We start from the raw sequence: 24352 nt of genomic DNA on the forward strand, positions 1-24352 counted from the left end.
GAGAAGTACCGCGATGAGAAATATCGAAACAAGAAAAACAGACGTTAGTGCAGACGGTTTTTTATCTCTGCTGAATAAAGCCCGGATGGATGAACGCGCTAATCAGTACCTGTATGTTTCGGCTCGACTGGACAGACTGGCTATTCATATCCAGAAAAATGAATTGTCAGGCAAAGAGGTCGCCGAACTGCTGCGTATCGAGGCGGAGTGTTTTGAACGCTCTGCACAGGAACTGCGCTAATGGATTTGATGGATATGGCGCAAGAGCGCGAAGAACTGATCCGCGAAAACCAGATTCAGAAAGCCCGGCAACCGCTGGGCCGTTTGGTATCTGCGTTTGTCTGCGAAAGTTGTGACGCACCCATACCGGAAGCCCGCCGCATTGCCATTCCGGGCGTCGCCTTGTGTGTGAATTGTCAGGAAGTCACTGAGCTGAAAAATAAACATTATCGGGGGAATTTATGAATAACGTCATGATTGATTTAGAAACGCTGGGAAAAAATAAAAATGCGCCGCTGGCATCAATTGGGGCGGTGTTTTTTGAACCAGAAACGGGCGCACTGAATTATAGGTTTTATTGCCGTGTCGATTTTGAAAATGACATGAAGAACGGTGCTGTCCCCGATGGCGACACGATTAAATGGTGGTTGAGGCAGTCGTCAGAGGCGCGGGCGGAGCTGGTCAGCGATGACGTTATTCCTGTATGGGATGCCGTAAACCGTCTTGGCGACTGGTTGACAGATAACGCCGATGACCTGAAGACGCTGCGAGTCTGGGCTAATAGTCCATCTTTCGATTGCGAAATTCTGAAATCTGCGTTTGAGCGTACCGATACCGATATTCCTTGGAATTACTGGAATGAACGTGATGTACGGACGATGAAGGAAATCGGTTTTGTCGTAATGGACATGGGGTGTTTTATTGGTACGGCGGAAACTGTTGGCGTCAAACATAACGCTCTGGATGACGCCATTCAACAGGTTGCGCTAGTTTCTGCCGTCTGGCAGAAAATTCATTCTGCGGCCGGGGGTGCCAAATGATCCGTCCGTTCATCAAATGGGCGGGGGGTAAAACCCGCGTCCTACCCGATTTGCTGCCACACCTGCCCGCCGCTGATTGCCTGATTGAACCGTTTGTCGGCGGTGCGTCGGTGTTCCTGAATACGGATTACCGCCGCTATGTACTGGCCGATATTAACCCGGATCTTATTAACCTCTATCGTTGCGTAACCAGCCACACGGATTTGGTTATCGAAGCCGCGCAGGAAATCTTTGAAAAATTCAACAATGCCGAGGGCTACGGCAAAATTCGCACAGCTTTCAACACTCAGAGGCGATCCGCACGTATGTGTGCGCATACGCTGGAGAATATTGGACGCGCTGCGCAATTCCTCTATCTGAACCGCCATTGTTATAACGGCGTGTGCCGTTACAGCAAGAAGACCGGCTTTAACGTGCCGTTTGGCAAGTATAAAAGCGTCTACTTTCCTGAAAATGAAATTCGCCTGTTTTCCGAAAAGGCCCGCGACACACACGCTATTTTTATCTCCGCATCGTTCAAACACACGCTATCTCTGTTCGCTGTACGCGGAACGGCTATCTACTGTGACCCGCCGTATCTGCCCGCATCTGACACGGCGAATTTCACGCAATACCACACCGGCGGCTTTACCGTTGCCGACCATCAGTCGCTGGCCGATGCATTGCTGGACGCAAACCGTCAGCACGGCATCCAGTGCGTGATTTCAAACAGCGACACCCCAGCCACACGCGAGATTTACCGGCATTTCGGGCTACATGAAATCAGCGTGCAGCGGTCGGCCGGTGCAAGTGCCATAACCCGTGCCGCCGCCAAGGAAGTGATCGGCGTGCTGGGGTGTGACGGCCACGGCTGTGGGGTGTGCCCGTACTGCGTTCCGCTGTGGTGGGGTTTGGATATGGCTGCGCCTGCGCAGGGTGAAACGGAGGTGCGGAGGTGTTTTTGATGGATGTTATTGATCTTTTCGCCGGATTTGGTGGCTCATCAACAGGCGCGCGGATGGCCGGTGCGCGTGTTGTCTGGGCTGCAAATCACTGGCCCGTTGCAGTTGATTATCACCGAGCTAATCATCCAGATACGCATCATGTCTGTCAGGATTTACATCAAGCGGACTGGGCCGTTGTTCCTGCGCACGATCTGATGATGGCGTCACCGTGCTGCCAAGGGCATAGCCGGGCGCGCGGAAAAGCCGCCGGAAATCCGCAGCATGATGCAAGTCGCTCGACTGCATGGGCTGTTGTGTCAGCAGCAGAATATCACAGGCCGTCAGTGGTGATTGTTGAGAATGTGCCTGAATTTCTGAGCTGGACGCTATATCCGGCGTGGTCGACGGCAATGGAGGCTTTGGGTTATGCACTATCGCCGCATATTGTTGATTGTGCTGATCTGGGGGTTCCTCAGAATCGCGTCCGATTGTTTCTGATCTGCACTCGCAGTCGCTCCCCGCTATTGCTCGATCTGCCACACGTCAGCCATGTTTCTGCCGCGACGTTCATTGATTTTGATGACGGAAAATGGTCACTGATAAATCGTCCGGGTCGTGCGATATCAACGCTTGAGCGTATCGAAAACGGTCGCCGGCAGTTCGGCGAGCGATTCATTTTTAGTTACTACGGAAACACACGCTCGGGGCGCTCAATTGACAGGCCAATAGGCACAATTACAACCCGTGATCGCTGGGCTGTTGTTGATGGTGGTCGCATGCGGATGGTGACAAAGCGTGAGGTAATGGCCGCGATGTCTTTCCCGTCATCGTATGTCACGCCGCATAGCCACCGCATGACTGTTCACCTGGCTGGAAATGCTGTGCCGCCTGTTGCCATGCAGCGGATTATTGAAGCTGTGAGAGCGTCCGTGTGAATCAAGAATGGGCTTATCCGTGGAACGCTCCTCGCCCCGCCATTGGCCCCGATGAAAGAGCGCTTACCCGTGAAGAAATCCTTCAGGGGCAAGCGGTTTTATCCCGCCTGCATACCTTACCGCGCTTTCTGGCGGCCCGCTTCCGCAGCCGTTACGAGTATCTGAAAAAATCCCAGGGATTAGCTGCCGCCTTTCGTTATCTGGTGCTGACCGTTGAGCGCCGATTGTGGCCACGGATTGAGGCTATCAATCTGCGCCACGGGGTTGATCTGCGCCGGGTGCTGGATGAATCCGACGGCTTTCGCCATCTGCCAGACATGACCGACCCAGATTTAAAACAGTTTGCCCGTCGCATTGCCCGGCAAGTCAGCAAAAACTACGAATGGCTGAGTGATGACTATCTAACGGAACATGGCCCGGATAATGCGGTGCTGTTTACCCACAAAGCGCAAAGCCACCTGTACGGCAAAATCGCCGGGATGTGCCGCGCATTTAACGTCAGGCCGTTGCACTGGCGCAAGTATTGCCGGGGAAAATTGGATATGCGCAGCGCCTTTGCCGCACTGGTTCGTTTGTGTAACGAGGAGTGGTGGGAGCGCCAGTTGAAAGCCCAGCGTACACGCTGGCGTGAAGCCTTCCTGATAGCTATCGGCCAGGTCAACAAGGACGCATCACCCTACGCCAGCAAACAAGCGATCCGCGAAGTCTATTCCCTCCGCCTTGCCAACCTTGAATTCCTGAAAAGCTTCGAAGTGGAGAACGTCGCTACCGGGGAGCGTTTCGACCTGATAGACAAGGTGATGGCGAGTATCTCTAACCCGGAGATCCGGCGCATGGAGTTGATGAGCACTATCGCCGGTATTGAACGTTATGCCAGCGAACAGAATGACGTCGGCATGTTTATCACCCTTACGACACCCTCCAAATATCACCCGACGCGAGTGATCGGCAAAGCCCGGAAAGTGCAGTTTAACCAAAATTGGGACCGGGAAGCTTTCACGCCGAAAGACGGGCAGCGCTACCTGGTGCGGGTGTGGGGGCTAATGCGCACTGCGTTTAAAGATAATGATCTACAGGTGTATGGGATGCGTGTTGTTGAACCACATCACGACGGAACGCCGCACTGGCACATGATGCTGTTTTGTGAAAAAGGGCAGCGTCAGCAGATTATCGACATCATGCGCCGCTATGCCTTGAAAGACGATGGCGACGAACCCGGCGCACAGGAAAACCGCTTTGACTGCAAGCACCTGAACAAAGGTGGGGCCGCAGGTTATATCGCCAAATACATTGCCAAGAATATTGACGGCTACGCGCTGGATGGCGAATTGGACGGTGAAACCGGTAAACCGTTGAAGGACGCGGCGTCCGCCGTTACCGCCTGGGCGGCAACGTGGCGTATCCCTCAATTTCACCCGATTGGTATCCCGACAATGGGTGCGTATCGCGAGTGCCGTCGTATCCGTGACTGTTCGCTGGCCGACCAATTTGACGAACAAGTAGAGGCAGTCCGTTTTGCCGCCGATGACGGAGATTTTGCCGCCTACATGAAAGCCCAGGGCGGCGCGAATGTGCCGCGTGACCAGCAAACTGTCCGCGTGGCGCGTACCCTGGCCGCCAACCTCAACAGCTACGATGAAGAAGTGCAAAAAGTGGTCGGGATCTTCTCGCCGCGTTATGGCGCCGGCCAGGTATTTACCACCCGAGCCGATGAATGGCGCATCGTCCCAAAGGCCGTTGACGTTGAGGTTTTGCCGTTAAAAAGCGGCTCTGCCGCGTCTCGGAGTCCTGTCAATAACTGTGGATCGGGCATCGGCAGCACCGAGAAAAATCGCCGCGTTAACCCACAAAATCAGGGCAATACGGCGTTTTCCGGGCCGCCCCCGATACCGATTGACTGGAATGATGAAGGCGCTGTGCTGTCGTTGGTAGTCGCAGCCCGAGGGCAAATAACACGGCGACGCATGCTACAACAGAATACCGATCCAACAACGGCCCCGCCGCGATCACCGTCGGCACGTTTAACCATGGTACAACGTCTGGAGTTAACCCGGATTCAGGCTGATTTGCAGCGGCGAGGAATAGAAACAAGTCGTCAGGAACGTGAAGCGCTGGTTCGCGGTGCCACCCTGCGCGTGGATGGCGAAGATATTCGGTTGCCGTCAGAGTCCGTGGACGGGTGGGGGTGGTGAGGAATGGAATAACCCCAATAACTCTATCTTGGTTGTTTATCGGGGTTATTAGGGTTATAATAACTTTATCGTAAGGTGATCGGGTGAAAGGATGGATAGCAAGACGCTAATAGCAGAAATAAAAACGGATGGTTGGGTTCTGGTTAGGGTTAACGGTAGTCATCACCATTTTACTCACCCGACTAAACCGGGATTGGTGACAATCCCACACCCTAAAAAGGACTTGCCAATAGGCACAGTCAAAAGCATCAGGAAGCAAGCGGGGATTTAACCCCGCTTCACAGAGAGGGGCTAAATATGTTGTATCCAATTGCTATCGAGCCAGGCGACGAAAAACACGCGTATGGTGTGACTGTTCCCGATCTGCCGGGTTGCTTTTCTGCTGGTGATGCTCTTGATGAAGCAATGAGCAACGCGAAAGAAGCTATTACCGGTCACATTGAGTTGTTGATTGAGACGGGGGGCGATATTCCTGCTGTTTCCACTGTTCAGGATCTGGCGAAAAATCCGGAGTATGCGGGTTATACATGGGCGTTAGTTGATGTTGATGTCTCCCGCCTGATGGGAGGCGCAGAAAAAATCAACGTCACGTTGCCAAAGGTATTGATTGACCGTATTGATCGTGTTGTTGCTTCCCATCCCGAATTTAAAAGCCGATCTGGTTTTCTTGCACAGGCTGCGCTGGAGCGGATCACAGTGATTCGCTAGGTTGTCCACTCACCGTAAAAAACCGCTTCGGCGGTTTTTTTTATTTTTGGTCAGGCCGTTGATAATTAATATTTACACTATTCACAATTTGAAATGTTATGTATATACTGTGTTTATATACAGTATTCGCAAGGGAGATAATGTGGATAAAGAGTTAGATGAGCGTGTAATGTTAGAACGTGTGGAGCTGATTGCGCGCCTGACAACCGCAGGTGTATGTCAGGAACGAGATCGAGAGATTGCGCTTAACCTTATTGCTGAAATAGCTAGTGATGCAGTGATCCGTAACCGGCAATTCTCCATAATCTTTTCCGCCAATCCTCTTGAGAGTTAGCTAGTTCTGTTTTTTATATAACAGTACCTTACTAAGGTTTTGTGAAAAAGCTCAAGTTTGCGTACAAAGAATTGTATAATATTGGCAGTGGGTACTTGGGGTGTGTGATGATTATAAAGGTAGTAGATCTCTTCTGTGGTGCAGGTGGTTTAACCCATGGCCTTCAAAAGGCTGGATTAGACGTTGTTGCAGGAATTGATCTAGAAGGCGAATGCCGCTTTCCATATGAGAAAAATAACACTGCAAAATTTATTGAGAGAGATATTACCTTAGTAACTAAGGAGGATTTATCTTCACTTTACGCAGGGGCAGATATTAAGGTCTTGGCTGGTTGTGCACCTTGTCAACCCTTTTCAAAATATACTCAAGGAAGAGACAAGAAGAATGATAAAAAGTGGCCCTTACTTTATGAATTTGAAAGACTAATTAGTGAAACTGAACCAGAAATAGTAACGATGGAAAACGTCCCAGATGTTACGAAACATAAAGTGTATGATGATTTTTACAATGCATTGGTGTCTTTAGGATATCAGGTATGGGCTGGGCGAGTGGATTGTGTTGAATATGGCATTCCTCAGAATCGCTCTAGACATGTGCTTTTGGCCTCTAAATTAGGTGAAATTAAACTAATTAAGCGCAAAAATATATCCTTAAAAACCGTTAGAGATGTTATTGGTAAGCTCCCTCCTCTTGAAGATGGGCAGATAGATCCTTGCGATTCTTTGCATAGAGCAAGCAAGTTAAGTTCAATTAATAAAAAAAGGATAATGCACTCAGTCCCCGGCGGAACTTGGAAGGACTGGCCTGAAGAATTAATAGCTGCCTGTCATATAAAATCAACTGGTAAAGGATACGCTAGTGTTTACGGGCGTATGTCTTGGGATAAACCAAGTCCAACAATAACAACGTTATGTAATGGATTTGGCAATGGGCGTTTTGGTCACCCTGAACAAAATAGAGCTATTTCTCTAAGAGAGGCGGCTTTGCTTCAGACATTCCCTCTGAGCTATATATTTTATGATGATAGTTCAAAGTTGACTATGAGAAGTATTGGAAAAATGATTGGTAATGCTGTGCCAGTCGAGTTGGGTAAGGTCATTGGCGAGTCAATTCTAGCCCATGTAGGTTAATAAAAAGCCTGTAAAAATAGGCTTTTTATTATTACGGTGCAAGATATCCATTCGTATTGACATATTGCTCAATATTTTTCGTGACCCCGTCAAGATAAGCAATAATTTCTAAGGAAACATTTTCTAAATCTTGGTATGAGACATTTTTGCCAATTTCAGAAAATGATACATTACCATGTGCTAAATCATTGCGATGTTGTTTAACTAAGGTTAGATTTTCTCCGTGCTTAGTATGCTTATAATCAGTTGATATGGAAAAACCATAGACAGCCGACTTGTCTTTTATTTCATCTTTGTCAATGTTCCCAGAAAATAATTTTTGTTTGTTAAATGTACCTATAGATATACCGCAGGAGATTCCTTTAGTTAAACTAACTATGAGTTTTTCAACATTAACTGAGTCATGTTTTAATCTTTTTAGTATCTCTTTTTTTAACGTATCCTTTAAATCATCAAATGCAATATTTCTATAATAAATAGTGTCATGAATAAAACATATAGCTTCTCTCATTGATGATTCAATTAAGTTGTAAAGGAGTATATAAACTGTGCCTTTTAGGGTTTTTCTGGCTTCAGCGGTTATCGAAAATTTATCATTTTTATCAGATGATACAATTTCTGCCCCAGCACTTTCTATAAATCTCAAAAGGTCTAGATAGGCTAGGATTTCTCCTGACCTGTTATCAAAGTCCTCTCGAAAACTCTCCATGTTAATCTCCTAACAGTTTATTGCGTACGTATTCAATTCGCTCAGTTACTTTTATCCGGCTGTTAGCACCATCGGATGTAGTTAACTTTTTGAATTCTTCAGAATTTATCCAGTCGAGATTTTTTGGTGTTAAATCGGGCTTTTTTCGTAGCGCTAAGGCTGTTCCTACAGCCAGTGATTCGAATCTAACTCGTGGAGTTGATTTTGCACTAACAGTTTTTCTGAAACCGGCAGGGTAATACATTTCTACAAATTTAAGAACCTTATGAAACTCATCATTCATTGAATTTTGTTTTAACTCATCAAGGTAACCATTTGCTGCCATATAATCATTTAGAAAATCACGCACTGAATGATCAAAGTTTTGATAGTTTTCGAGGTATGCAAAGAAGCGTAATGTGAATTCTAATCGTTCATCGCGTTTTTCTTTGGCCTCAGATAATGGAGCAAGTATTTTAAAAACTTCTATTGCAGAACAAGGTTTTATTACTTTCGTATATAGGTTAGTTGAACCTAACTCAGAACCTTTACGTACTTCCATATCTTTAAGGATATCGCTACCAGAGTTAATTCGTTCAAATAAATCTCGTCGAGTTTCTTCACTGCATTTTGAACTAAGCTCAATAACTCGGACAGGAATACGCATAAATCGGCGTTGCCTAGATAAAGGTAGCTCTTTGAATGTAAAACCATTTAGGGCACTCAGTGATTTCAAGTCTTGTAGAACGAGCTGGCTTTGAACGAAAGCGTGCAGTGTACGGACACGCTGGGAGCCATCAACAATCTCAATACGACCATCAAGTTCAGGATCTTCAGACAAAACATCTGCTGTAAAAATATATGGAATAGGAAAGCCAAGAATTAAAGACTCAATAAGACGAGATTGTCGTTTGTCATTCCAAACAAAATCTCTTTGATAATCAGGGACAAATAGCTCATTAGCATCGTCTTCAAGGCCACTGTGATATTTGTTTACTAAAAGTTCAACTGTGAATTCTTTAGTTTCAAAGTCGACATCTCTTTGCTCATCACGTATTTGTTCCTCTGCCCTTTGCTTAGATAGTTCTAATTCTGAAAGTAGCGAAGCACGCTGTTTGGGATCGTCTACCTTTTCAAGTTGAGTCTTGATCTCAATAATGTCCATTTTTTCTCCTTTTGAATTGGCAACAGTGTAGTTATCCGCAGAATAGCACACTAGGATGAGGGCATTAAAATGCCATTTTGCGCATGAAAATGAATGATCGTAAAAAGATTATTTTGCATTCGTCCCGCCAGGACTGGCGGGCTTTTGCTTATATCATGCACCTGCATGAAAACTATTACACTAAGCGGGCAGGCGTGGCGGGGTCATGATCGCGCGCGGATGGGGTTGAATAGCGTTTTTCGCCGCAAATTTCCCGCACGTCAGCGTGCTATAGCGACGTGGTTAAGGCAACAACATCAATAAACAGTTGCCACGTGTGATGAGGCTTTGAGGCGCTTACAATGGATATAAAAAACCGCCGTTAGGCGGTTGAGGGTTAGCAGTTGGTAAAGTAATCGGGCGGGTTATCATGTTGATGGAATGCGCTGCTGTTCTCGCATCCTTTGCAGGGGTGTCCTGCATTTTTGGTAACTCTTATCGCTTTGTCGTCCCACAGCTCTGCCATTTTACTGTCTTTGATATTGGTGACGGCCAGCGCAGGCAGACCATTATCCTTCAGCCAGCGTTCTACCTCTCGCTTGCCCTTCAAGGTTTCCGCGCGTGCGGTAAAAATTCTCACTTCTTTTTTGTCCTTGCACCATGCCTTTACGCGTTTAGCCATCGGCGCAATAGGCTTGCCAATGGCTGCACCTTGTCCTGTTTTGTATTGGGCCAGCGTGCCATCCAAATCAACACCAATCCATCCCATCAGGTCGACCCCCGTTAATTACTTGGAAATAGACACAGACAAGTTGCTGTCGTCAATATCTAGTTTGTACGGCTCAAACCGGATCACCTCTTCACCCAGCCAATCATTCAGTGCCAGCATTTGGCACTGTAGTGGTATCAATTCATTGCGTACAAACACCTTGCTGGCTTTGCCAACATCACCAAACCCGCCGGTATTCTGCGGGATAATGCCCATCATCTGCGGCGGTATCCGATGCGCGGCCAGCATGTCATCACGACTGACATTCTTGATATTCAGAAACTCATCCTTTGCCGCCACTTCCGAAAGCGGGATGATTTGAATACCGTCTTTCTTCCCGGCTGGGGAATACATAAACAGATTACGGAAATTACCCGGTCCTTTCGATTGCTTCAACTGCGTGCGGATATTGTTGATGTCTTCCTGATTGTGTGCCGGGTCGCTCATGTACATGATAAATCCGGCATGGCTGCCGTTTCGGTAATACTTGAGGCGAAAAAGTGTGGCGGCTTCGTTCAGCAATGTAGAGGGAATGGCCGCCAGATAGCCAGGCAGACCGTACACCTCTTGATTAAGGTCGGGTTCATACAGGTGAAATACGGCACCAGTTTCAAAGGAGTATGGCTCAGAATTCAACCCGTATTGCGCAAACCAATAGGTTTCAAAATCGATACCACGTCGGGTAAATTTAGCCAGACTGGGGACCAGTGCCAGCGGCTTACCCAGGCGATTTTTTCTCAGTTCAAGATACGCGTTGCCGAACACTAAAAAATCCTGCACAAATTGGCTGAATGCCTGGTGGCTCAATAATGGATGAGTGATAAACGTGCTGGTCATGATGTTGCGCTTAACGTAAATCGCGGAGCTGTGGTGCGTGGCAGCGCGGAACGTGCGCGCCAACCCGTCAAAACTGATCGGCGGTTCAAACCAGCGCCCGTTGTGGATGCATTCCAGATAATCCAGCAACTCGCGGCGGTCGAGTACCGGGATAGGGTCGCCAAAGGAAAATATCTCGGTAGCACTCTGCACGCCCTGTTGGGTCATGGTGTGTGCCGGGGGATTGCGGTTCAGACGTTGTTTTTTGCGAGACATCAGAAAAACTCCACGATATTGGTATTGGTGGCGGTAACGCCTTCCAGTGGTTCATTGTGTAGGGCGTGCATAGTGGCCCACGCCAGATCGGCATGACTGGCTTCTTCACTGCGGCTGGCTTCATAGGTTGGGCGATTACCGCTGGCGGTAACAGATTTTCGGATAGCCATAAACGACTGAGCAATATCAGTATGTCCCGCGTCAAACTCCAGCCGCCGGTGACTGATAACATCATAGGCTTTTAGTACCAGTTCATTTTTTAACAGTGGGTTATAGACAAACTCTTTCGCGCCTGGGAAAAACGCTTTGACGTGTTCATAGACGCCATAGCCGATCCCGGTGGTATCAATGCCGATATGTGTAACGTTATAAATCTCTGTGAGTTTGCGGATAGATTCAGCTTGGGCGCGAAAATCCATCCCGCGCCATTGGTGGCGCTCCAGAATGCGAAATTTACCACCTGGTACTATCGGTGGCGCGATCACTACGCACCCGGCACTGTCACCGTTGGCATTCCCTTTTGCCGGGTCGTAGCCAACCCATACGGGGTGATAACCATACGGGCGCATCGCCAACGGTTGCACGTCGTCCCACACTTCCCAGCTATCCACCATGCACGCCTGCAAATCGGACAGTTGGAAGACCGACGCCAGATCATCGATAAATTCACACATCAACAGGTTTTGATAATCCGGTGGGCTGTATTCCAGCCGCAACTGGTCGAGGTCGAACAGATTGCAGCCACCGCGCACCGCGTCTTCCACGGTGACAATCTGGCGATATTGACCGTCCGGACAGAGCACACCTTTTGCAAGGTGTGAATGGGTCAGGTCGATATCAATTCGGTCCGACTTGGCGCGGCCACGATTGAACAACGCGCCAGACCAGAACGGATACGCGCTATGTGTCAGGCTGGATGGCGTAGAAAAATAGGTCTGTCGCCATTTTTTGTGTAGCGCCATCCCTGATGCGACTTTGCGCAGTTCCTGAAATTTGGGGATCCAGAAATATTCATCCAGATAAAGATTGCCGTGATAACTCTGCGCCGTCCTGGCGTTGGTGCCGAGGAAATACAGTGTTGCCCCGTTACTGAGCGTCATCGGGTCGCCGCGCAGTTCAACATCCACTTCACGGGCAAAATCCAGAATGTACCCTTTGAACACATGCGCTTGTGCTTTACTGGCCGACAGAAAGATTTGATTACGGCCAGTGATCAGCGCATCAATCAGGGCTTCACGGGCGAAATAGTAGGTCGCCCCAATCTGACGGGATTTCAGTACATTACGGATACGGTGCTGATTACCGGCATGCCACCATGCTTTTTGATAGTCGAACAATTGATCGTGAAACAGGGATTGCAGCTTCTCGATCTGCTCGTCACTGAACAGGTTCTTTTCCGGTGTTTTGCGTGGGCCGTTGTTCCGGCTGGCGATGTTAGGGTTTAAATCCGCCTCATTGCCGCCGTTTTGGTATTTACCGATGCGGGCGTGTCGTTCGGCCTGCCGAGCCAGCAGGTCGATTTCCTTAAAATCTTTCCCTTCCTTCTGCGGTTTCATAATCAACTGGCAGTAACGCGCCGCCGTGGTCAGTTGCATCTGATCCAGTGGGCCGTAATCGCCCCACTTGTCGCGCTTCTTCCAACTGTGTACGGTGGCGGGTTTCTCACCCAGCATTTCAGCAATGCGGGCAATGCGTAATCCCTGAAACCACAGGAACATGGCCTGACGGCGGGGATCGAGGTCGGTATTTTGTGCTGTCGTTTCCATGCAGCCAGACTACGGTCCACCGCAACGCCTTTCTGCTCCCGCCGATTGTGTCCCACGCTGCACAATGCCCGTGCGTTGTTTCCTCTGCCCCATCCCCGCAACCATAAAGGCTCAGAACACCTATTCACTGATTGGAGCCTGACGAATGGCAACGAAATCAAAGCGTTTTCGTATTGGCGTTGAAGGCGCGACCACCGATGGCCGCAAAATTCAGCGCGAATGGTTAACGCAAATGGCGGAGAACTATGATCAGGACGTTTATGGCGCGCGGGTCAACGTTGAACACATCAAATCCTATTCACCTGACGGGGCATTTGGTCGTTATGGCGATGTCATTGCGCTACATGCAGAAGAAATCAAGGACGGGGCACTGGCTGGCCGAATGGCGCTTTATGCCGAGATTGAGCCGACCGCTGAACTGGTCGCACTGAGCAAGCGGAGCCAGAAGGTTTATACCTCAATGGAAGTTGACCCTGAATTCTCCGATTTTGGTTTTGCTTATCTGGTCGGTCTGGCCGTTACTGATGATCCGGCCAGTCTTGGAACCCAGCGACTGAGTTTTAGTACCAGTGGTGAAAGTACGCTGGCCCAGCGTAAAAACAACCCCCACAACCTGTTTACCGTTGCTGAAGAAACGGTCATTGAGTTTGAAGAGATTCAAGAACAAAAACCGGGTCTGTTTTCCCGCGTAAAAGAGCTGTTCGCCAAAAAGCAAACCTCTGACGATGCGCGATTTAACGACGTTCATCAGGCGGTGGAGCTGGTCGCACAGGAACAACAGGCACTGGCGGAACAAATCAGCGCCTTTTCTGACCAGAAAACCCGCATTGACACGCTGGAAACCCAACTGAACGCCCAGACCAATGACCTCAATGTACTGACGGAGAACCTGAACAAACAGGACCGCAGCGCTCAGACTCGGCCATTTTCAACCGGCGGCAGTTATGCCGCAGAGCATCAAACCAACTGCTAACGGAGCATTATCTGAATGAGAAAGAAGACGAAAATTGCCTTTAATGCCTTCCTGACGCGCCTGGCTGACCTGAACGGCGTGGCCGTAGACGAATTAAGCTCAAAATTTACCGTTGAGCCGTCCGTCAACCAGACGGTGGAAGATGAAATTCAACAATCTGCCGCATTCCTGACATCGGTTAACGTCGTGCCGGTGGCGGAACAATCCGGGGAACTGCTGGGGCTGGGCGTTGGCACCACGATTGCCGGAACAACCAACACCGCAGAGAAAGATCGTGATCCGACTGACCCGTCAGCGTTCAGTGATGTGGAATACAAGTGTGAACAGACGAATTTTGACACCGCACTGACCTACGCCAAGCTGGATATGTGGGCCAAATTTCAGAATTTTCAGTTGCGTATCCGTAATGCCATCATCCAGCGTCAGGCACTGGACCGCATCATGATTGGGTTTAACGGCGAGAAGCGTGAAAAAACCTCTGACCGGGCCAAGTACCCGATGTTGCAGGACGTCAACGTGGGCTGGCTGCAAAAAATTCGTACTGAGGCTAAAGACCATGTAATGGCCGATTATACGGATGAAGAAGGCGTGGTTCATACCACTATCCAGGTAGGCAAAGACGGGCATTATGACAATCTGGACGCGATTGTCATGGATGCCGTTGATGAACTGATTGACCCGGTTTATCAGGATGATGACGGACTCGTCGTCATTTGTGGCCGCAAGTTGTTGTCAGACAAATATTTTCCGCTGGTCAACAAGGCACAGGACAATAGCGAAAAAATCGCGGCTGACCTGATCATCAGTCAAAAACGCATGGGCGGCCTGCAAGCCATCCGCGCACCGTATTTTCCCGATAACGCGCTACTGATCACCCGTCTGGATAACCTGTCCATTTATTGGCAGGAAGACACCCGTCGCCGTTCCATTATTGATAATCCAAAGCGCGACCGTATCGAAAACTTTGAGTCAGTGAATGAAGCCTATGTGGTTGAAGACTACCGGGGCGTAGCACTGATTGAAAATATCGAAATCGGTAAATTTGATGCGCCTGCGGCAACGTCAAAAACTGATACCGGTACGACGGGGGCGTAATCATGACCAGCCCGGCCCGTCGTCACTTGATGCGTATTCAGGCTGAGGAGTCCACCCGGCTGGGTGGCTCAGTCACCCGAAATTTATCGGCTTATAACCAGATGCTGCTGAAACTGGAAGAAGACAAACGCCAGTTAAAACGGACTCAATCGACCCTTAAAAAAGCCGCCCTGAAACGCCAGATGTTGCCGTATTACCAACCGTGGGTTGCCGGGGCATTGTCAGCAGGGAAAGGTGGGCAGGATGACGTACTGTTGCACATTATGGTCTGGCGTATTGATGCGGGAGAGTTTGATGGCGCATTGGACATTGCCGACTACGCGATGAAAAACGGGCTGGTGATGCCGAAACCCTACAAACGCCAAACCGCATGCACCGTGGCGGAAGAAATCGCCGACACCATCACCAAAAACCATGCCGCGAAACAGCCGGTGCCGGTAGCCATTTTACAGCGCACGCTGGACGTGACCGCCGACCACGATATGCCTGATGAAGTGCGCGCCAAAGTACACAAAATTCTGGCATACGGACTCCGCGACAACAATGACCCTGTGCTGGCCTATCACCATATCTGCCAGGCATACCAGTACGACGACAAATGCGGCGTAAAAAAAGATATGGAACAACTGGAGCGTATTGTCCGAAAGGCCAGCGCCGGATAACCGAACGTGCCCACGCGCAGGGCGGCACGGGGTAGCGACAGGCTATCAGCCACATCAAAACCCCGTCCACCGCCCACCTATTCAGAGGATGCCATGAATTTTATTGCACCTGAGTCCATGCCGGGCCAGCCGGACGTCATCAAAAATACCAGCTTTTGGCCCGATCTTAATCTGGCCGATTTTCGCAATGTGATGCGGACTGACGGCACGGTCACACCGGAACGGCTACGCCCGACAGTGCTGACCGCCATTTCCGAAGTTAACGCCGAACTGTACGAATGGCGACAGCAACAACAAACCGCCGGTTACACCACGTTGGCTGACGTACCCGCCGAGCAGTTGGATGGTGAAAGCGAGCGTGTCCAGCTCTACCGCCGCGCGGTGTGGTGCTGGGCGCGGGCCAATCTCACCGAACGTTACCGCGACTATGACTCCACCGCGTCGGGCAACAAACGCGCCGACGCGGTGGATCCGGCCATTGATGATTTATGGCGGGATGTTCGCTGGGCCTTAAGCCGTCTGCAAGCGCTGTCGCACATGATTGTCGAGCTGATTTAATGAAAATCCGGGCGCAGCAATACGACACCGTTGATGCGCTGTGCTGGCGTTACTACGGACGCACCGACGGCATGACCGAACAGGTTTTACTGGCGAATCCAGGGCTGGCTGATGTCGGCCCCATTCTGCCGCACGGTCTGGAAGTCGATATGCCGGAGGTCGTCGCTGCGCCCACACAGCAAACTGTTCAACTCTGGGATTAATTTATGAACGAAACCGATAAAAGTCTTATTTCCCTGTTCATCATTGGCGTGCTGATTGCGGTCGGCAAGGTACTGGCCGGTGGTGAGTCCATCACCTTCCGGCTGTTTGTGGGCCGCATCTTGTTGGGCGGCTTTGTCTCCATGATTGCTGGAGTGGCACTGGTGCAATTCCCCGACCTGTCGCCACTGGCAATCAATGGTATCGGGGCCGCGCTGGGGATTGCTGGTTATCAGACTATCGAGCTGTTGATCCAGCGTCGTGCCCGCCAAATGAGTGACAAAACGGATAGCCAGGAGAAACCCGATAATGAGTAATCACCCGAACGTGATCGCCTTTCTGACCATGCTGGCTTTTTCTGAGGGAACGGCTAACCACCCGTTAACCCGCAATCGGGGCTATGACGTGGTAGTGACGGGCATTGATGGCAAACCGGAGATTTTTACCGACTATAGCGATCACCCGTTTGCCAACGGTCGTCCGGCCAAAGTGTTTAACAAACAGGGGCAACGCTCCAGTGCCGCCGGGCGTTATCAGCAGTTATACCGCTACTGGCCACACTACAAAGCACAGTTGACCTTGCCCGATTTTGGCCCGGCCTCACAAGATGCGCTGGCGGTTCAGCTTATCCGCGAACAGCGGGCACTGGATGATGTGATCGCCGGACGTATCGCTTGTGCCATCACTCAGTGCCGTAATATCTGGGCATCCTTGCCGGGGGCTGGATATGGTCAGCATGAGCATGGTTTTGAACGGCTAGTTGCCTTTTATCAACAGGCAGGAGGAAAGCTGGCATGAGTATATTGCGGGCAGGGCTGGTTATTGGGGCAGTGGCGGCGGTGCTGATTGCTGGATTGGGGTTGCAGTCATGGCGCTTGCACAATGCCCAACAACTGACGATCCAACAGGCAAAAACACTGTCGGTACAAGAGACGGCGCTGACTGAGAAAAACAGTCAATTGAAAAGCGTCGCTGAACAGGCCGAACACAATAATCAGGAGCAGGCCCGATTACGGGCGCTGGCTAATGAGAACCAGGCAGCGTTGTCTGCCCGGCAGAAAACCATAGAGAGGTTAAAACGTGAGAATGCAGAACTTAAACGCTGGGCTGATACCCCTTTGCCTGCTGATATTGTCCGGTTGCGCCAGCGTCCCGTCCTCACCGGCGGTCACGCTTACCGTGAATGGCTGTCCCAGTCTAACGCCGTGCCGGTTTCCGGCAGCCAGCCCACAGACCAACGGCGAACTCAATAATCAACTGGATGAAACCGAAGCGGCGCTGGCAGATTGCGCCGATCAGGTAGACATCACGATAGCTTGTCAGGAACGCGCACATGCAGAAACCGCACTCCCTACGAAACGCACTGACTAATGCCGTTCAACACTTGCGGGAAAACCCGGAGTGCCTGCATATTTTTGTCGATAACGGCACGGTAGTCAGCACGCTGGCCCCCTCGTTGTCATGGGAATACCGTTACACTCTGAACATTGTCGTGACTGATTTTGCCGGTGACCAGAATTTGCTTATCGCGCCTATCATGCACTGGCTGAGAGAGAATCAGCCGGACATGATGGCGAACCCGGATAACCGGGAGAAAGGGTTCACCTTTGAAGTGGACATACTTAATCATCAGGCGTGTGATATCAGCATTGACCTGAAACTCACCGAACGTATTCAGGTTCAGGAGCAGGACGGCAATCAGGTGGTCGCGGCGTTGCCCGAGCCCGGCGACCCCGAGGAATACTGGACGCTAAAACATGGATGACTTGCACCAGGTTGAAGGCTGGCTGTCGGCTCTGCTGACAAAGCTGGCCCCGGCCGAGCGTAAGAAACTGATGCGGGAGATTGCCCGCGACCTGCGCAAACAACAGCAAGACCACATCCGGTTACAGCAGAACCCGGACGGCACCACGTTTGAAGCCCGACGGGTTTCCGCTCGAACTAAACCTGGTCGTATCCGGCGGCAGATGTTCAGCAAGCTGCGTACTGCCAAATACCTGAAGGCCACCGCCACGGCAGACGTGGCCGAAGTTGGTTTTTCCGGTGCGGTGCAACGCATTGCCCGCGTACATCACTATGGGTTACGGGATAAGGTGCGGGAACGCGGGCCAGTCACGAAGTATCCGGCCCGGCAGTTGCTGGGGATGAATGACCACGAAAGAGAAAAAAATTAACGTACTGCTTCAACGATGGTTAGCGCGATAACTTATGCCACCTGTTTTTTTTTCTGCCTCTTTCTTGGCCAGTAACACATTCAGTGTGGTAACGCGACCAATCTCTTCTTGAGCACGCCTATCGTTTTGAACTTCCCACAAATCGACATTCATTTGCAGATTAAGCCAGAAATCAACGGACGTATCGAAGACCTTGGCCAGACGAAATGCCATATCAACGGTCAGCTTACGGTTATTGTTCACCAATGCACTTACGGTGTTGCGATGCACATTCAGCATGTCAGCCAAATCATTGATTTTTAGGCCGCAGGGTTCCAGATATTCATACAGTAAAATATCCCCTACGGTTGTTGGTTTACGTGTCGCTTGCATATGTCATCCTCAGCGGTTACTACATTTGTTCATTACTGTGATATCAGGCTATCCGCCAATCATCATTTGTGTTTTTTATACGTATGAGCATCCAGGTACAGATCATAAGCTTTCCCCTCATACCATTTAAAAATTAACCGGTACTGCTCATTCACCCGGATAGATGAATACTCACCCAATGGCGGATTTAATACTTCATATCGGTTTCCCGGCGGAGAACGAAGATCACGATGGCTTATCGCTGCATTGATAATATCCAGTTTTCTCGCCATCGAAGATTCGATACCCGCAGGGATTTTCTTATGTGGCGTTCCATATAGAAAAAAATCCTCAAGCCACTGATCCCGGAAACTGTCGATGCTTCTCTTCTGCATCTGTCACCTTATCGTCCTTACTGATGAATGGCTTAAATTATAACGCACAGTGGCACTGTGCACAAGTGCATTTCTATGCATGTATCACCCTCCGCACAATAGCCCGCCCGTGATGTGTCGTTTCATCGCTGGCAGGCTATCTCCATGAATGCAGAAACTACCGAAATCATGCGCCTGTTGCTGAACCTGATCCGGGTTGGCGTCGTTATCGACGTCGATTCTGATAACTGGTTATGCCGGGTACAAACCGGCGAATTGCAAACCGGCTGGCTGAACTGGCTAACAACCCGCGCCGGAACGTCCCGCACCTGGTGGAAACCTTCACCGGGGGAACAAGTGTTGTTACTGAGCATCGGCGGCGAACTGACTACGGCCTTTGTGCTACCCGCGATTTTCTCCAGTGAGAATCCGCCGCCGTCCGTATCTGATGATGCGCTGGTGACTATCTTCCCCGATGGTGCTCGCTTTGAGTATGAGCCAGCATCCGGCCAGTTGCTGATTGATGGCGTAAAACACGTGGTGCTGAACGCGGACACGCTCACACTTAATGCAGCGGTGACCATCAACGGCCCGGTCATCCAGCAGGGTGGCACTATGTCGTCAAATGGCGTCGTGGTGCATACCCATCAGCACCGTGGTGTACAGACCGGCGGCAGCAATACCGGAGGGCCAGTGTAATGCGCTACCTCGGCATGAATCAGCAAAGCGGTGAACGCATCAGCGATGCCGCGCATATCCGTCAGTCGGTCCGCGACATTCTGATCACGCCAGTAGGCACCCGGCTAGCCCGGAGGGAGTACGGTTCACTGGTCTTTGACCTGCTGGACCAGCCACAAAATGCCGCCACGCGCTTACAAGTCATGTCCGCTATTTACACCGCGCTGAACCGCTGGGAACCACGCCTGCGGTTAACGTCGGTTCAGTTGCAAAGCGCCTTTGACGGCAGCATGGCCGCTGATGTCACCGCCGAACTGGTCAGCGGCCAGCCGGTGAATTTATCCGTATCGTTGGGGAATACCTGATGAGTGTGATTGATTTATCGCAATTGTCCGCACCGGAGATTGTCACGGTGCCGGATTTTGAAACGGTATTCGCTGAACGAAAAGCGGCATTTATTGCCCTCTACCCGACGGATGAGCAGGACGCGGTGGCCGCGACGCTGGCATTAGAATCTGAGCCGGTGGTCAAACTGTTACAGGAAAATGCCTATCGGGAGATCCTGTTACTACAACGCATCAACGAAGCCGCACAGGCGGTGATGGTGGCCTATGCCCTCGGCAGTGATTTAGATCAGTTGGCCGCCAACCATAACGTGCAGCGCCTGACCATTACCCCGGCGGATACCGCCGCTATCCCGCCAGTAGAGGCGGTCATGGAAAGCGATGATGACCTGCGCCAGCGCATCCCGGCGGCGTTTGAGGGGCTAAGTGTCGCCGGGCCGACCGGTGCCTATGAATTCCACGCCGTCAGCGCCGACGGGCGGGTATCAGATGCCAGCGCGATCAGCCCCTCACCGGCGGAAGTGATCGTCACCGTCTTGTCACGCGAGGGTGACGGCACTGCGGATACCGACCTGCTGGCCGTAGTAGAAACGGCGCTGAATGATGAGTCGGTGCGTCCGGTCGCTGACCGGGTAACGGTGCAATCAGCTACGGTGGTGAACTATGAGATTGACGCTCAGTTATATCTGTATCCAGGGCCGGAAGCCGAACCGGTCCGCATTGCGGCGGAAGAACGTTTGCAGACCTACATTTCCGCCCAGCGTCGCCTTGGGCGTGATATCCGCTTGTCAGCCATTTATGCCGCCCTGCATGTCGAAGGCGTGCAGCGTGTGAACCTGCTGGCCCCACTGGTTGATGTGGTGCTGGACCAGACACAGGCGTCATATTGCACCGGCTGGCAGATAACCATCGGAGGCAGTGATGAATAACACTCTGTTGCCACCGGGCTCGTCCGCATTAGAACGCCGTCTGGCACAGGTGGACGCCACCATCAGCGGGTTACCGGTTCCGATACGCCCGTTATGGAACCCGGATACCTGCCCGACCTCATTTCTTCCCTACCTTGCCTGGGCGTTTTCCGTTGACCGCTGGGATGAGCACTGGCCGGAGAGCGTAAAGCGCCAGGCGATAAAAAATGCGTTTTTTATTCATAAACACAAAGGCACACTCGGCGCATTACGGCGTGTCGTGGAGCCATTCGGCTACCTGATCCGCATCACCGAATGGTGGCAGACCGGCGACGCCCCTGGCACCTTTCGGCTGGATATTGGCGTGCAGGACAATGGCATTACCGAGGAAACCTTTCTTGAGCTGGAGCGATTGATTGCCGACGCCAAACCGCTCAGCCGTCACCTGTTGGGATTGTCCATCAATCTGGATACCAGCGGAGAACTGCCAATATCGGCAAGCAGTTACGGCGGCGATGAACTGACGGTGTACCCCTATTTCCCTGAAACCCTGACCGTCTCTGGCGCGGATATGCGCGGGGTGGCCCTTCATCTGACTGATAATGTGAGCGTAACCGCATGAGTACCAAATATTTTGCACTGTTGACCCACATTGGTGCGGCACGACTGGCAAATGCCACCATGCTGGGTGGTTATCTGAATATTACCCAGATGGCCGTTGGCGATGGCGGCGGAACATTACCCACCCCCGACCCGGCACAAACCGAACTGATTGGCGAAAAGCGCCGGGCACCGCTCAATTCGCTGACCGTTGATGACAATAACAGTAACCAGATTATTGCCGAACAGGTGATACCGGAAAACGAAGGCGGCTTCTGGATCCGGGAAATCGGGTTGTATGACGCTGACGACAATCTGATTGCCATCGCCAACTGCCCGGAAACCTATAAACCACAGCTACAGGAAGGTTCCGGGCGTATCCAGACCGTGCGCATGATTTTGATTGTCAGCAACACGGAGGCGGTGACGCTGAAAATTGACCCGGCGGTGGTGTTGGCCACACGTCAATATGTTGATAACGCGGTTATTGAAGTCAAGGCCTATGCCGACAGCCAACTTGCCGCGCATGTTGCCGCTGATAATCCGCACTCTCAATACGCCCCGACTAACAGCCCGGCATTGACCGGCACACCGACCGCGCCGACCCCGGCACAAGCGACAAACAACACACAGATTGCCACCACAGCTTTTGTTCGGTCTGTCGTCGGGAATTTTTCCGAATCATTTAAAAGTTTGTTGGCCGACAATGGATATCAAGTGCTGCCGAGCGGCTTGATTCTGCAATGGGGAACACTATCCATGACTTCAACGTCTGCCAATACGTACACAATATTACCGTTTTTATTTCCGATCACGTTCCCTGCTGCACTGTGTTCGATATCGGGATCGATCCGGACAGGGTTGGCGGGTGATGCGTATACCAGCTTCTCGTTTGAGAAAGCAACCAATGCGGGGGCTACGTTGTATTACACTACTGCTGGAACCGACATGTTTCCGACCATAAACTGGATGGCTGTGGGGTACTGATAATGCCATATTATTCAAAATCTACAGGTGGCTTTTATGCCATCGCCATTCACGGTAATGCGATGCCATCTGATGTGGTTGAAATTAACGTTGATTACTATCAACAATTATTGAACGAGCAATCTAATGGAAATGTCATCCAATTTAATGACGCGGCTGAACAGCCCATCGCTGTACAACCTCCTGGGCTGTCAACAGCAGAACTTGCCGCAGCGGCAGTGAAAACAGCAGAGAACGAATTACTGAGTCGTCGCGCAACCGCTAACGCTCGTATCACGGAACTCACCTACGCAGTGGATCTAGAGCTGGCAACCGACGAGGAAAAAACCGCATTACTGGCGTGGAAAAAATACGTGGTATTACTGAGTCGCATCAATACCACTACCGCGCCGGATATTGACTGGCCGACGGTGCCGGAGAACTAACCCCAGCGCCGTGGTTTGTGCCGAGCGCGACACAAACCTTGTACTGTCCTTCACACAAGGAGCGATTAATGCACAGTCGCCCCGGTCACATCACCATAACGGTTACTCACTCACCGGAGAACCGTTTATGGCAACTGATTACCATCACGGTGTGCGTGTCGTTGAAGTCAACGAAGGCACTCGCACCATTACCACCGTATCAACAGCGATTATCGGCCTGGTCTGTACCGCCGACGATGCCGACGCGGCAACCTTTCCGCTCAATAAACCGGTATTGATCACCGATGTTTTGACAGCCAGTGGTAAAGCGGGTGGATCCGGCACGCTGGCTCACTCACTGGATGCCATCGGCGACCAGGCAAAGCCCGTTACAGTAGTGGTACGTGTCGCCCAGGGCGAGAGCGAAGCCGAAACCACCACGAACATCATCGGCGGCGTGACGTCCGACGGCAAAAAAACCGGAATGAAAGCATTACTGGCAGCCCAGGCCCAACTGGGGGTAAAACCGCGTATTCTCGGCGTGCCGGGGCATGACAACCGGGCGGTATCCGTAGAGCTCGCGAGTATCGCGCAGAGTCTGCGTGCCTTTGCCTACATCAGCGCCTACGGTTGCAAGACGGTGGAAGAGGCCATCGCCTACCGCGACAATTTTAGTCAGCGTGAACTGATGCTGATTTGGCCGGATTTTATCGCCTGGGATACCACAACCAGTGCCGACACCACCGCTTATGCTACCGCCCGTGCGCTGGGGCTGCGTGCCAAACTGGACGAACAAACTGGCTGGCACAAAACCCTGTCCAACGTCGGCGTGAACGGCGTCACCGGCATTTCTGCGGATGTGTTCTGGGATTTGCAAGACCCGGCCACCGACGCCGGTCTGCTGAACCAGAATGAAGTCACCACGCTGATCCGCAAAGACGGCTTCCGCTTCTGGGGTTCCCGCACCTGTTCAGACGATCCGCTATTCGCCTTTGAAAACTACACCCGCACCGCACAGGTACTGGCTGACACCATGGCCGAGGCTCACTTGTGGGCCGTGGATAAACCGCTGAATCCCTCACTGGCCCGCGACATTATCGAAGGTATCCGCGCCAAGATGCGTGAACTGACGGCACAGGGTTATTTGCTGGGTGGTGACTGCTGGATTGATGACACCGTAAACGACAAGGACACCCTGAAAGCGGGCAAGCTCTCTATTGACTACGACTACACGCCAGTGCCGCCACTGGAAAACCTGATGCTGCGCCAGCGCATCACTGACAGTTACTTGATCGACTTTACCAGCCAGGTGAACAGCTAAG

Annotated in this window: 34 protein-coding genes and 1 pseudogene; 28 read left to right on the top strand and 7 right to left on the bottom strand. The window is 51.2% G+C overall.

Annotation, left to right across the window (positions count from 1 at the left end; all coding sequences use genetic code 11):
- The first annotated feature begins 13 nt into the window (after nucleotides 1-13).
- From PCO85_17225 to PCO85_17270, 10 genes are all read left to right on the top strand, one after another.
- Nucleotides 14-241: a DUF2732 family protein gene (locus tag PCO85_17225; GenBank protein ID WJV52923.1), complete on the top strand. Its 228-nt coding sequence runs from the start codon at nucleotides 14-16 to the stop codon at nucleotides 239-241.
- On the top strand, nucleotides 241-465 hold the full coding sequence (locus PCO85_17230) for a TraR/DksA family transcriptional regulator (GenBank protein WJV52924.1): 225 nt from the start codon (nucleotides 241-243) through the stop codon (nucleotides 463-465). The genes PCO85_17225 and PCO85_17230 overlap by 1 nt, the downstream gene beginning before the upstream one ends.
- Nucleotides 462-1040, top strand: a complete 579-nt coding sequence (locus PCO85_17235; GenBank protein WJV52925.1) for a 3'-5' exonuclease — start codon at nucleotides 462-464, stop codon at nucleotides 1038-1040. Before PCO85_17230 ends, PCO85_17235 begins: the two co-directional genes overlap by 4 nt.
- Nucleotides 1037-1984, top strand: coding sequence for a Dam family site-specific DNA-(adenine-N6)-methyltransferase (locus PCO85_17240; GenBank protein WJV52926.1), 948 nt, complete (start codon nucleotides 1037-1039; stop codon nucleotides 1982-1984). The genes PCO85_17235 and PCO85_17240 overlap by 4 nt, the downstream gene beginning before the upstream one ends.
- Entirely contained in the window at nucleotides 1984-2898 is a 915-nt protein-coding gene (locus tag PCO85_17245) for a DNA cytosine methyltransferase (GenBank protein ID WJV52927.1), read from the top strand. Before PCO85_17240 ends, PCO85_17245 begins: the two co-directional genes overlap by 1 nt.
- Nucleotides 2895-5090, top strand: coding sequence for a replication endonuclease (locus PCO85_17250; protein WJV52928.1), 2196 nt, complete (start codon nucleotides 2895-2897; stop codon nucleotides 5088-5090). The genes PCO85_17245 and PCO85_17250 overlap by 4 nt, the downstream gene beginning before the upstream one ends.
- A 91-nt stretch (nucleotides 5091-5181) precedes the next feature.
- Complete coding sequence (locus tag PCO85_17255) at nucleotides 5182-5361, top strand: type II toxin-antitoxin system HicA family toxin (GenBank protein ID WJV52929.1); 180 nt, start codon at nucleotides 5182-5184, stop codon at nucleotides 5359-5361.
- A gap of 26 nt (nucleotides 5362-5387) precedes the next feature.
- Entirely contained in the window at nucleotides 5388-5798 is a 411-nt protein-coding gene (locus tag PCO85_17260; GenBank protein ID WJV52930.1) for a type II toxin-antitoxin system HicB family antitoxin, read from the top strand.
- A 169-nt stretch (nucleotides 5799-5967) separates the two neighbouring features.
- Nucleotides 5968-6132, top strand: coding sequence for a Tum protein (locus tag PCO85_17265; protein ID WJV52931.1), 165 nt, complete (start codon nucleotides 5968-5970; stop codon nucleotides 6130-6132).
- A gap of 107 nt (nucleotides 6133-6239) precedes the next feature.
- Nucleotides 6240-7262, top strand: coding sequence for a DNA cytosine methyltransferase (locus PCO85_17270; GenBank protein ID WJV52932.1), 1023 nt, complete (start codon nucleotides 6240-6242; stop codon nucleotides 7260-7262).
- A 31-nt stretch (nucleotides 7263-7293) separates the two neighbouring features.
- Here PCO85_17270 and PCO85_17275 read toward each other — a convergent pair whose 3' ends face one another.
- From PCO85_17275 to PCO85_17295, 5 genes are all read right to left on the bottom strand, one after another.
- Complete coding sequence (locus tag PCO85_17275; GenBank protein ID WJV52933.1) at nucleotides 7294-7971, bottom strand: MAE_28990/MAE_18760 family HEPN-like nuclease; 678 nt, start codon at nucleotides 7969-7971, stop codon at nucleotides 7294-7296.
- 1 nt (nucleotide 7972) lies between these two features.
- Nucleotides 7973-9115: a DUF262 domain-containing protein gene (locus tag PCO85_17280; protein ID WJV52934.1), complete on the bottom strand. Its 1143-nt coding sequence runs from the start codon at nucleotides 9113-9115 to the stop codon at nucleotides 7973-7975.
- Between the two features lie 376 nt (nucleotides 9116-9491).
- The gene (locus tag PCO85_17285) at nucleotides 9492-9863 is read right to left on the bottom strand and encodes a hypothetical protein (GenBank protein ID WJV52935.1); all 372 of its coding nucleotides are present in this window, start codon (nucleotides 9861-9863) and stop codon (nucleotides 9492-9494) included.
- Nucleotides 9864-9881: 18 nt separating this feature from the next.
- On the bottom strand, nucleotides 9882-10955 hold the full coding sequence (locus tag PCO85_17290) for a phage portal protein (protein ID WJV52936.1): 1074 nt from the start codon (nucleotides 10953-10955) through the stop codon (nucleotides 9882-9884).
- Entirely contained in the window at nucleotides 10955-12721 is a 1767-nt protein-coding gene (locus tag PCO85_17295; GenBank protein WJV52937.1) for a terminase ATPase subunit family protein, read from the bottom strand. Before PCO85_17295 ends, PCO85_17290 begins: the two co-directional genes overlap by 1 nt.
- Before the next feature lie 145 nt (nucleotides 12722-12866).
- On the opposite strand from PCO85_17295, the gene PCO85_17300 reads away from it, so the two are divergent.
- The 11 genes and pseudogenes from PCO85_17300 (at nucleotide 12867) to PCO85_17350 (ending at nucleotide 18384) form a co-directional block, all read left to right on the top strand.
- Nucleotides 12867-13694, top strand: a complete 828-nt coding sequence (locus tag PCO85_17300; GenBank protein WJV52938.1) for a GPO family capsid scaffolding protein — start codon at nucleotides 12867-12869, stop codon at nucleotides 13692-13694.
- Between the two features lie 15 nt (nucleotides 13695-13709).
- Nucleotides 13710-14789, top strand: coding sequence for a phage major capsid protein, P2 family (locus tag PCO85_17305; protein WJV52939.1), 1080 nt, complete (start codon nucleotides 13710-13712; stop codon nucleotides 14787-14789).
- Between the two features lie 2 nt (nucleotides 14790-14791).
- Nucleotides 14792-15451: a phage terminase small subunit gene (gene gpM, locus PCO85_17310; protein WJV52940.1), complete on the top strand. Its 660-nt coding sequence runs from the start codon at nucleotides 14792-14794 to the stop codon at nucleotides 15449-15451.
- Between the two features lie 93 nt (nucleotides 15452-15544).
- A complete protein-coding gene (locus tag PCO85_17315; GenBank protein WJV52941.1) occupies nucleotides 15545-16009 on the top strand; it encodes a head completion/stabilization protein in 465 nt (154 codons plus the stop codon).
- Entirely contained in the window at nucleotides 16009-16212 is a 204-nt protein-coding gene (locus tag PCO85_17320; GenBank protein WJV52942.1) for a tail protein X, read from the top strand. Before PCO85_17315 ends, PCO85_17320 begins: the two co-directional genes overlap by 1 nt.
- A 3-nt stretch (nucleotides 16213-16215) precedes the next feature.
- Entirely contained in the window at nucleotides 16216-16527 is a 312-nt protein-coding gene (locus PCO85_17325; GenBank protein ID WJV52943.1) for a phage holin family protein, read from the top strand.
- Nucleotides 16520-17008: a glycoside hydrolase family 104 protein gene (locus PCO85_17330; protein ID WJV52944.1), complete on the top strand. Its 489-nt coding sequence runs from the start codon at nucleotides 16520-16522 to the stop codon at nucleotides 17006-17008. The genes PCO85_17325 and PCO85_17330 overlap by 8 nt, the downstream gene beginning before the upstream one ends.
- Nucleotides 17005-17370, top strand: a pseudogene (lysB, locus tag PCO85_17335) (Rz-like lysis system protein LysB). The gene PCO85_17330 and the pseudogene lysB overlap by 4 nt, the downstream one beginning before the upstream one ends.
- The gene (gene lysC / locus PCO85_17340; protein WJV52945.1) at nucleotides 17297-17581 is read left to right on the top strand and encodes an Rz1-like lysis system protein LysC; all 285 of its coding nucleotides are present in this window, start codon (nucleotides 17297-17299) and stop codon (nucleotides 17579-17581) included. The pseudogene lysB and the gene lysC overlap by 74 nt, the downstream one beginning before the upstream one ends.
- Entirely contained in the window at nucleotides 17544-17975 is a 432-nt protein-coding gene (locus PCO85_17345) for a phage tail protein (protein WJV52946.1), read from the top strand. Before lysC ends, PCO85_17345 begins: the two co-directional genes overlap by 38 nt.
- Entirely contained in the window at nucleotides 17968-18384 is a 417-nt protein-coding gene (locus PCO85_17350; GenBank protein ID WJV52947.1) for a phage virion morphogenesis protein, read from the top strand. The genes PCO85_17345 and PCO85_17350 overlap by 8 nt, the downstream gene beginning before the upstream one ends.
- 9 nt (nucleotides 18385-18393) lie before the next feature.
- Here PCO85_17350 and PCO85_17355 read toward each other — a convergent pair whose 3' ends face one another.
- Together PCO85_17355 and PCO85_17360 are read right to left on the bottom strand one after the other, a co-directional pair.
- Nucleotides 18394-18756, bottom strand: a complete 363-nt coding sequence (locus PCO85_17355) for a HigA family addiction module antitoxin (protein ID WJV52948.1) — start codon at nucleotides 18754-18756, stop codon at nucleotides 18394-18396.
- Between the two features lie 62 nt (nucleotides 18757-18818).
- Nucleotides 18819-19130: a type II toxin-antitoxin system RelE/ParE family toxin gene (locus PCO85_17360; protein ID WJV52949.1), complete on the bottom strand. Its 312-nt coding sequence runs from the start codon at nucleotides 19128-19130 to the stop codon at nucleotides 18819-18821.
- A 144-nt stretch (nucleotides 19131-19274) separates the two neighbouring features.
- On the opposite strand from PCO85_17360, the gene PCO85_17365 reads away from it, so the two are divergent.
- The 7 genes from PCO85_17365 (at nucleotide 19275) to PCO85_17395 (ending at nucleotide 24351) form a co-directional block, all read left to right on the top strand.
- Entirely contained in the window at nucleotides 19275-19808 is a 534-nt protein-coding gene (locus PCO85_17365; GenBank protein WJV52950.1) for a phage baseplate assembly protein V, read from the top strand.
- A complete protein-coding gene (locus tag PCO85_17370) occupies nucleotides 19808-20152 on the top strand; it encodes a GPW/gp25 family protein (GenBank protein ID WJV52951.1) in 345 nt (114 codons plus the stop codon). The genes PCO85_17365 and PCO85_17370 overlap by 1 nt, the downstream gene beginning before the upstream one ends.
- Entirely contained in the window at nucleotides 20152-21060 is a 909-nt protein-coding gene (locus PCO85_17375; protein ID WJV52952.1) for a baseplate assembly protein, read from the top strand. Before PCO85_17370 ends, PCO85_17375 begins: the two co-directional genes overlap by 1 nt.
- Entirely contained in the window at nucleotides 21053-21661 is a 609-nt protein-coding gene (locus PCO85_17380; GenBank protein ID WJV52953.1) for a phage tail protein I, read from the top strand. Before PCO85_17375 ends, PCO85_17380 begins: the two co-directional genes overlap by 8 nt.
- Nucleotides 21658-22626, top strand: coding sequence for a phage tail protein (locus PCO85_17385; protein WJV52954.1), 969 nt, complete (start codon nucleotides 21658-21660; stop codon nucleotides 22624-22626). Before PCO85_17380 ends, PCO85_17385 begins: the two co-directional genes overlap by 4 nt.
- Before the next feature lie 2 nt (nucleotides 22627-22628).
- Nucleotides 22629-23051, top strand: coding sequence for a tail fiber assembly protein (locus PCO85_17390; protein WJV52955.1), 423 nt, complete (start codon nucleotides 22629-22631; stop codon nucleotides 23049-23051).
- A 127-nt stretch (nucleotides 23052-23178) separates the two neighbouring features.
- Nucleotides 23179-24351 carry a phage tail sheath protein gene (locus PCO85_17395; GenBank protein ID WJV52956.1) on the top strand — a complete coding sequence of 391 codons (1173 nt, stop codon included), beginning with the start codon at nucleotides 23179-23181 and terminating at the stop codon, nucleotides 24349-24351.
- The last annotated feature ends 1 nt before the right edge of the window (nucleotide 24352 follow it).

Origin of the sequence: Prodigiosinella aquatilis (genome assembly GCA_030388725.1) — a bacterium.
Taxonomy (GTDB): Bacteria; Pseudomonadota; Gammaproteobacteria; order Enterobacterales; family Enterobacteriaceae; genus Prodigiosinella; species Prodigiosinella aquatilis.

What these genes read in the sequence shown, in the direction of transcription:
- PCO85_17225 (WJV52923.1), top strand. Translation starts at nt 14, where the DNA reads ATGAGAAATATCGAAACAAGAAAAACAGACGTTAGTGCAGACGGTTTT.
- PCO85_17230 (WJV52924.1), top strand. Translation starts at nt 241, where the DNA reads ATGGATTTGATGGATATGGCGCAAGAGCGCGAAGAACTGATCCGCGAA.
- PCO85_17235 (WJV52925.1), top strand. Translation starts at nt 462, where the DNA reads ATGAATAACGTCATGATTGATTTAGAAACGCTGGGAAAAAATAAAAAT.
- PCO85_17240 (WJV52926.1), top strand. Translation starts at nt 1,037, where the DNA reads ATGATCCGTCCGTTCATCAAATGGGCGGGGGGTAAAACCCGCGTCCTA.
- PCO85_17245 (WJV52927.1), top strand. Translation starts at nt 1,984, where the DNA reads ATGGATGTTATTGATCTTTTCGCCGGATTTGGTGGCTCATCAACAGGC.
- PCO85_17255 (WJV52929.1), top strand. Translation starts at nt 5,182, where the DNA reads ATGGATAGCAAGACGCTAATAGCAGAAATAAAAACGGATGGTTGGGTT.
- PCO85_17260 (WJV52930.1), top strand. Translation starts at nt 5,388, where the DNA reads ATGTTGTATCCAATTGCTATCGAGCCAGGCGACGAAAAACACGCGTAT.
- PCO85_17265 (WJV52931.1), top strand. Translation starts at nt 5,968, where the DNA reads ATGTTAGAACGTGTGGAGCTGATTGCGCGCCTGACAACCGCAGGTGTA.
- PCO85_17270 (WJV52932.1), top strand. Translation starts at nt 6,240, where the DNA reads ATGATTATAAAGGTAGTAGATCTCTTCTGTGGTGCAGGTGGTTTAACC.
- PCO85_17275 (WJV52933.1), bottom strand. Translation starts at nt 7,971, where the DNA reads ATGGAGAGTTTTCGAGAGGACTTTGATAACAGGTCAGGAGAAATCCTA.
- PCO85_17280 (WJV52934.1), bottom strand. Translation starts at nt 9,115, where the DNA reads ATGGACATTATTGAGATCAAGACTCAACTTGAAAAGGTAGACGATCCC.
- PCO85_17285 (WJV52935.1), bottom strand. Translation starts at nt 9,863, where the DNA reads ATGGGATGGATTGGTGTTGATTTGGATGGCACGCTGGCCCAATACAAA.
- PCO85_17290 (WJV52936.1), bottom strand. Translation starts at nt 10,955, where the DNA reads ATGTCTCGCAAAAAACAACGTCTGAACCGCAATCCCCCGGCACACACC.
- PCO85_17295 (WJV52937.1), bottom strand. Translation starts at nt 12,721, where the DNA reads ATGGAAACGACAGCACAAAATACCGACCTCGATCCCCGCCGTCAGGCC.
- PCO85_17300 (WJV52938.1), top strand. Translation starts at nt 12,867, where the DNA reads ATGGCAACGAAATCAAAGCGTTTTCGTATTGGCGTTGAAGGCGCGACC.
- PCO85_17305 (WJV52939.1), top strand. Translation starts at nt 13,710, where the DNA reads ATGAGAAAGAAGACGAAAATTGCCTTTAATGCCTTCCTGACGCGCCTG.
- gpM (WJV52940.1), top strand. Translation starts at nt 14,792, where the DNA reads ATGACCAGCCCGGCCCGTCGTCACTTGATGCGTATTCAGGCTGAGGAG.
- PCO85_17315 (WJV52941.1), top strand. Translation starts at nt 15,545, where the DNA reads ATGAATTTTATTGCACCTGAGTCCATGCCGGGCCAGCCGGACGTCATC.
- PCO85_17320 (WJV52942.1), top strand. Translation starts at nt 16,009, where the DNA reads ATGAAAATCCGGGCGCAGCAATACGACACCGTTGATGCGCTGTGCTGG.
- PCO85_17325 (WJV52943.1), top strand. Translation starts at nt 16,216, where the DNA reads ATGAACGAAACCGATAAAAGTCTTATTTCCCTGTTCATCATTGGCGTG.
- PCO85_17330 (WJV52944.1), top strand. Translation starts at nt 16,520, where the DNA reads ATGAGTAATCACCCGAACGTGATCGCCTTTCTGACCATGCTGGCTTTT.
- lysC (WJV52945.1), top strand. Translation starts at nt 17,297, where the DNA reads ATGCAGAACTTAAACGCTGGGCTGATACCCCTTTGCCTGCTGATATTG.
- PCO85_17345 (WJV52946.1), top strand. Translation starts at nt 17,544, where the DNA reads ATGCAGAAACCGCACTCCCTACGAAACGCACTGACTAATGCCGTTCAA.
- PCO85_17350 (WJV52947.1), top strand. Translation starts at nt 17,968, where the DNA reads ATGGATGACTTGCACCAGGTTGAAGGCTGGCTGTCGGCTCTGCTGACA.
- PCO85_17355 (WJV52948.1), bottom strand. Translation starts at nt 18,756, where the DNA reads ATGCAAGCGACACGTAAACCAACAACCGTAGGGGATATTTTACTGTAT.
- PCO85_17360 (WJV52949.1), bottom strand. Translation starts at nt 19,130, where the DNA reads ATGCAGAAGAGAAGCATCGACAGTTTCCGGGATCAGTGGCTTGAGGAT.
- PCO85_17365 (WJV52950.1), top strand. Translation starts at nt 19,275, where the DNA reads ATGAATGCAGAAACTACCGAAATCATGCGCCTGTTGCTGAACCTGATC.
- PCO85_17370 (WJV52951.1), top strand. Translation starts at nt 19,808, where the DNA reads ATGCGCTACCTCGGCATGAATCAGCAAAGCGGTGAACGCATCAGCGAT.
- PCO85_17375 (WJV52952.1), top strand. Translation starts at nt 20,152, where the DNA reads ATGAGTGTGATTGATTTATCGCAATTGTCCGCACCGGAGATTGTCACG.
- PCO85_17380 (WJV52953.1), top strand. Translation starts at nt 21,053, where the DNA reads ATGAATAACACTCTGTTGCCACCGGGCTCGTCCGCATTAGAACGCCGT.
- PCO85_17385 (WJV52954.1), top strand. Translation starts at nt 21,658, where the DNA reads ATGAGTACCAAATATTTTGCACTGTTGACCCACATTGGTGCGGCACGA.
- PCO85_17390 (WJV52955.1), top strand. Translation starts at nt 22,629, where the DNA reads ATGCCATATTATTCAAAATCTACAGGTGGCTTTTATGCCATCGCCATT.
- PCO85_17395 (WJV52956.1), top strand. Translation starts at nt 23,179, where the DNA reads ATGGCAACTGATTACCATCACGGTGTGCGTGTCGTTGAAGTCAACGAA.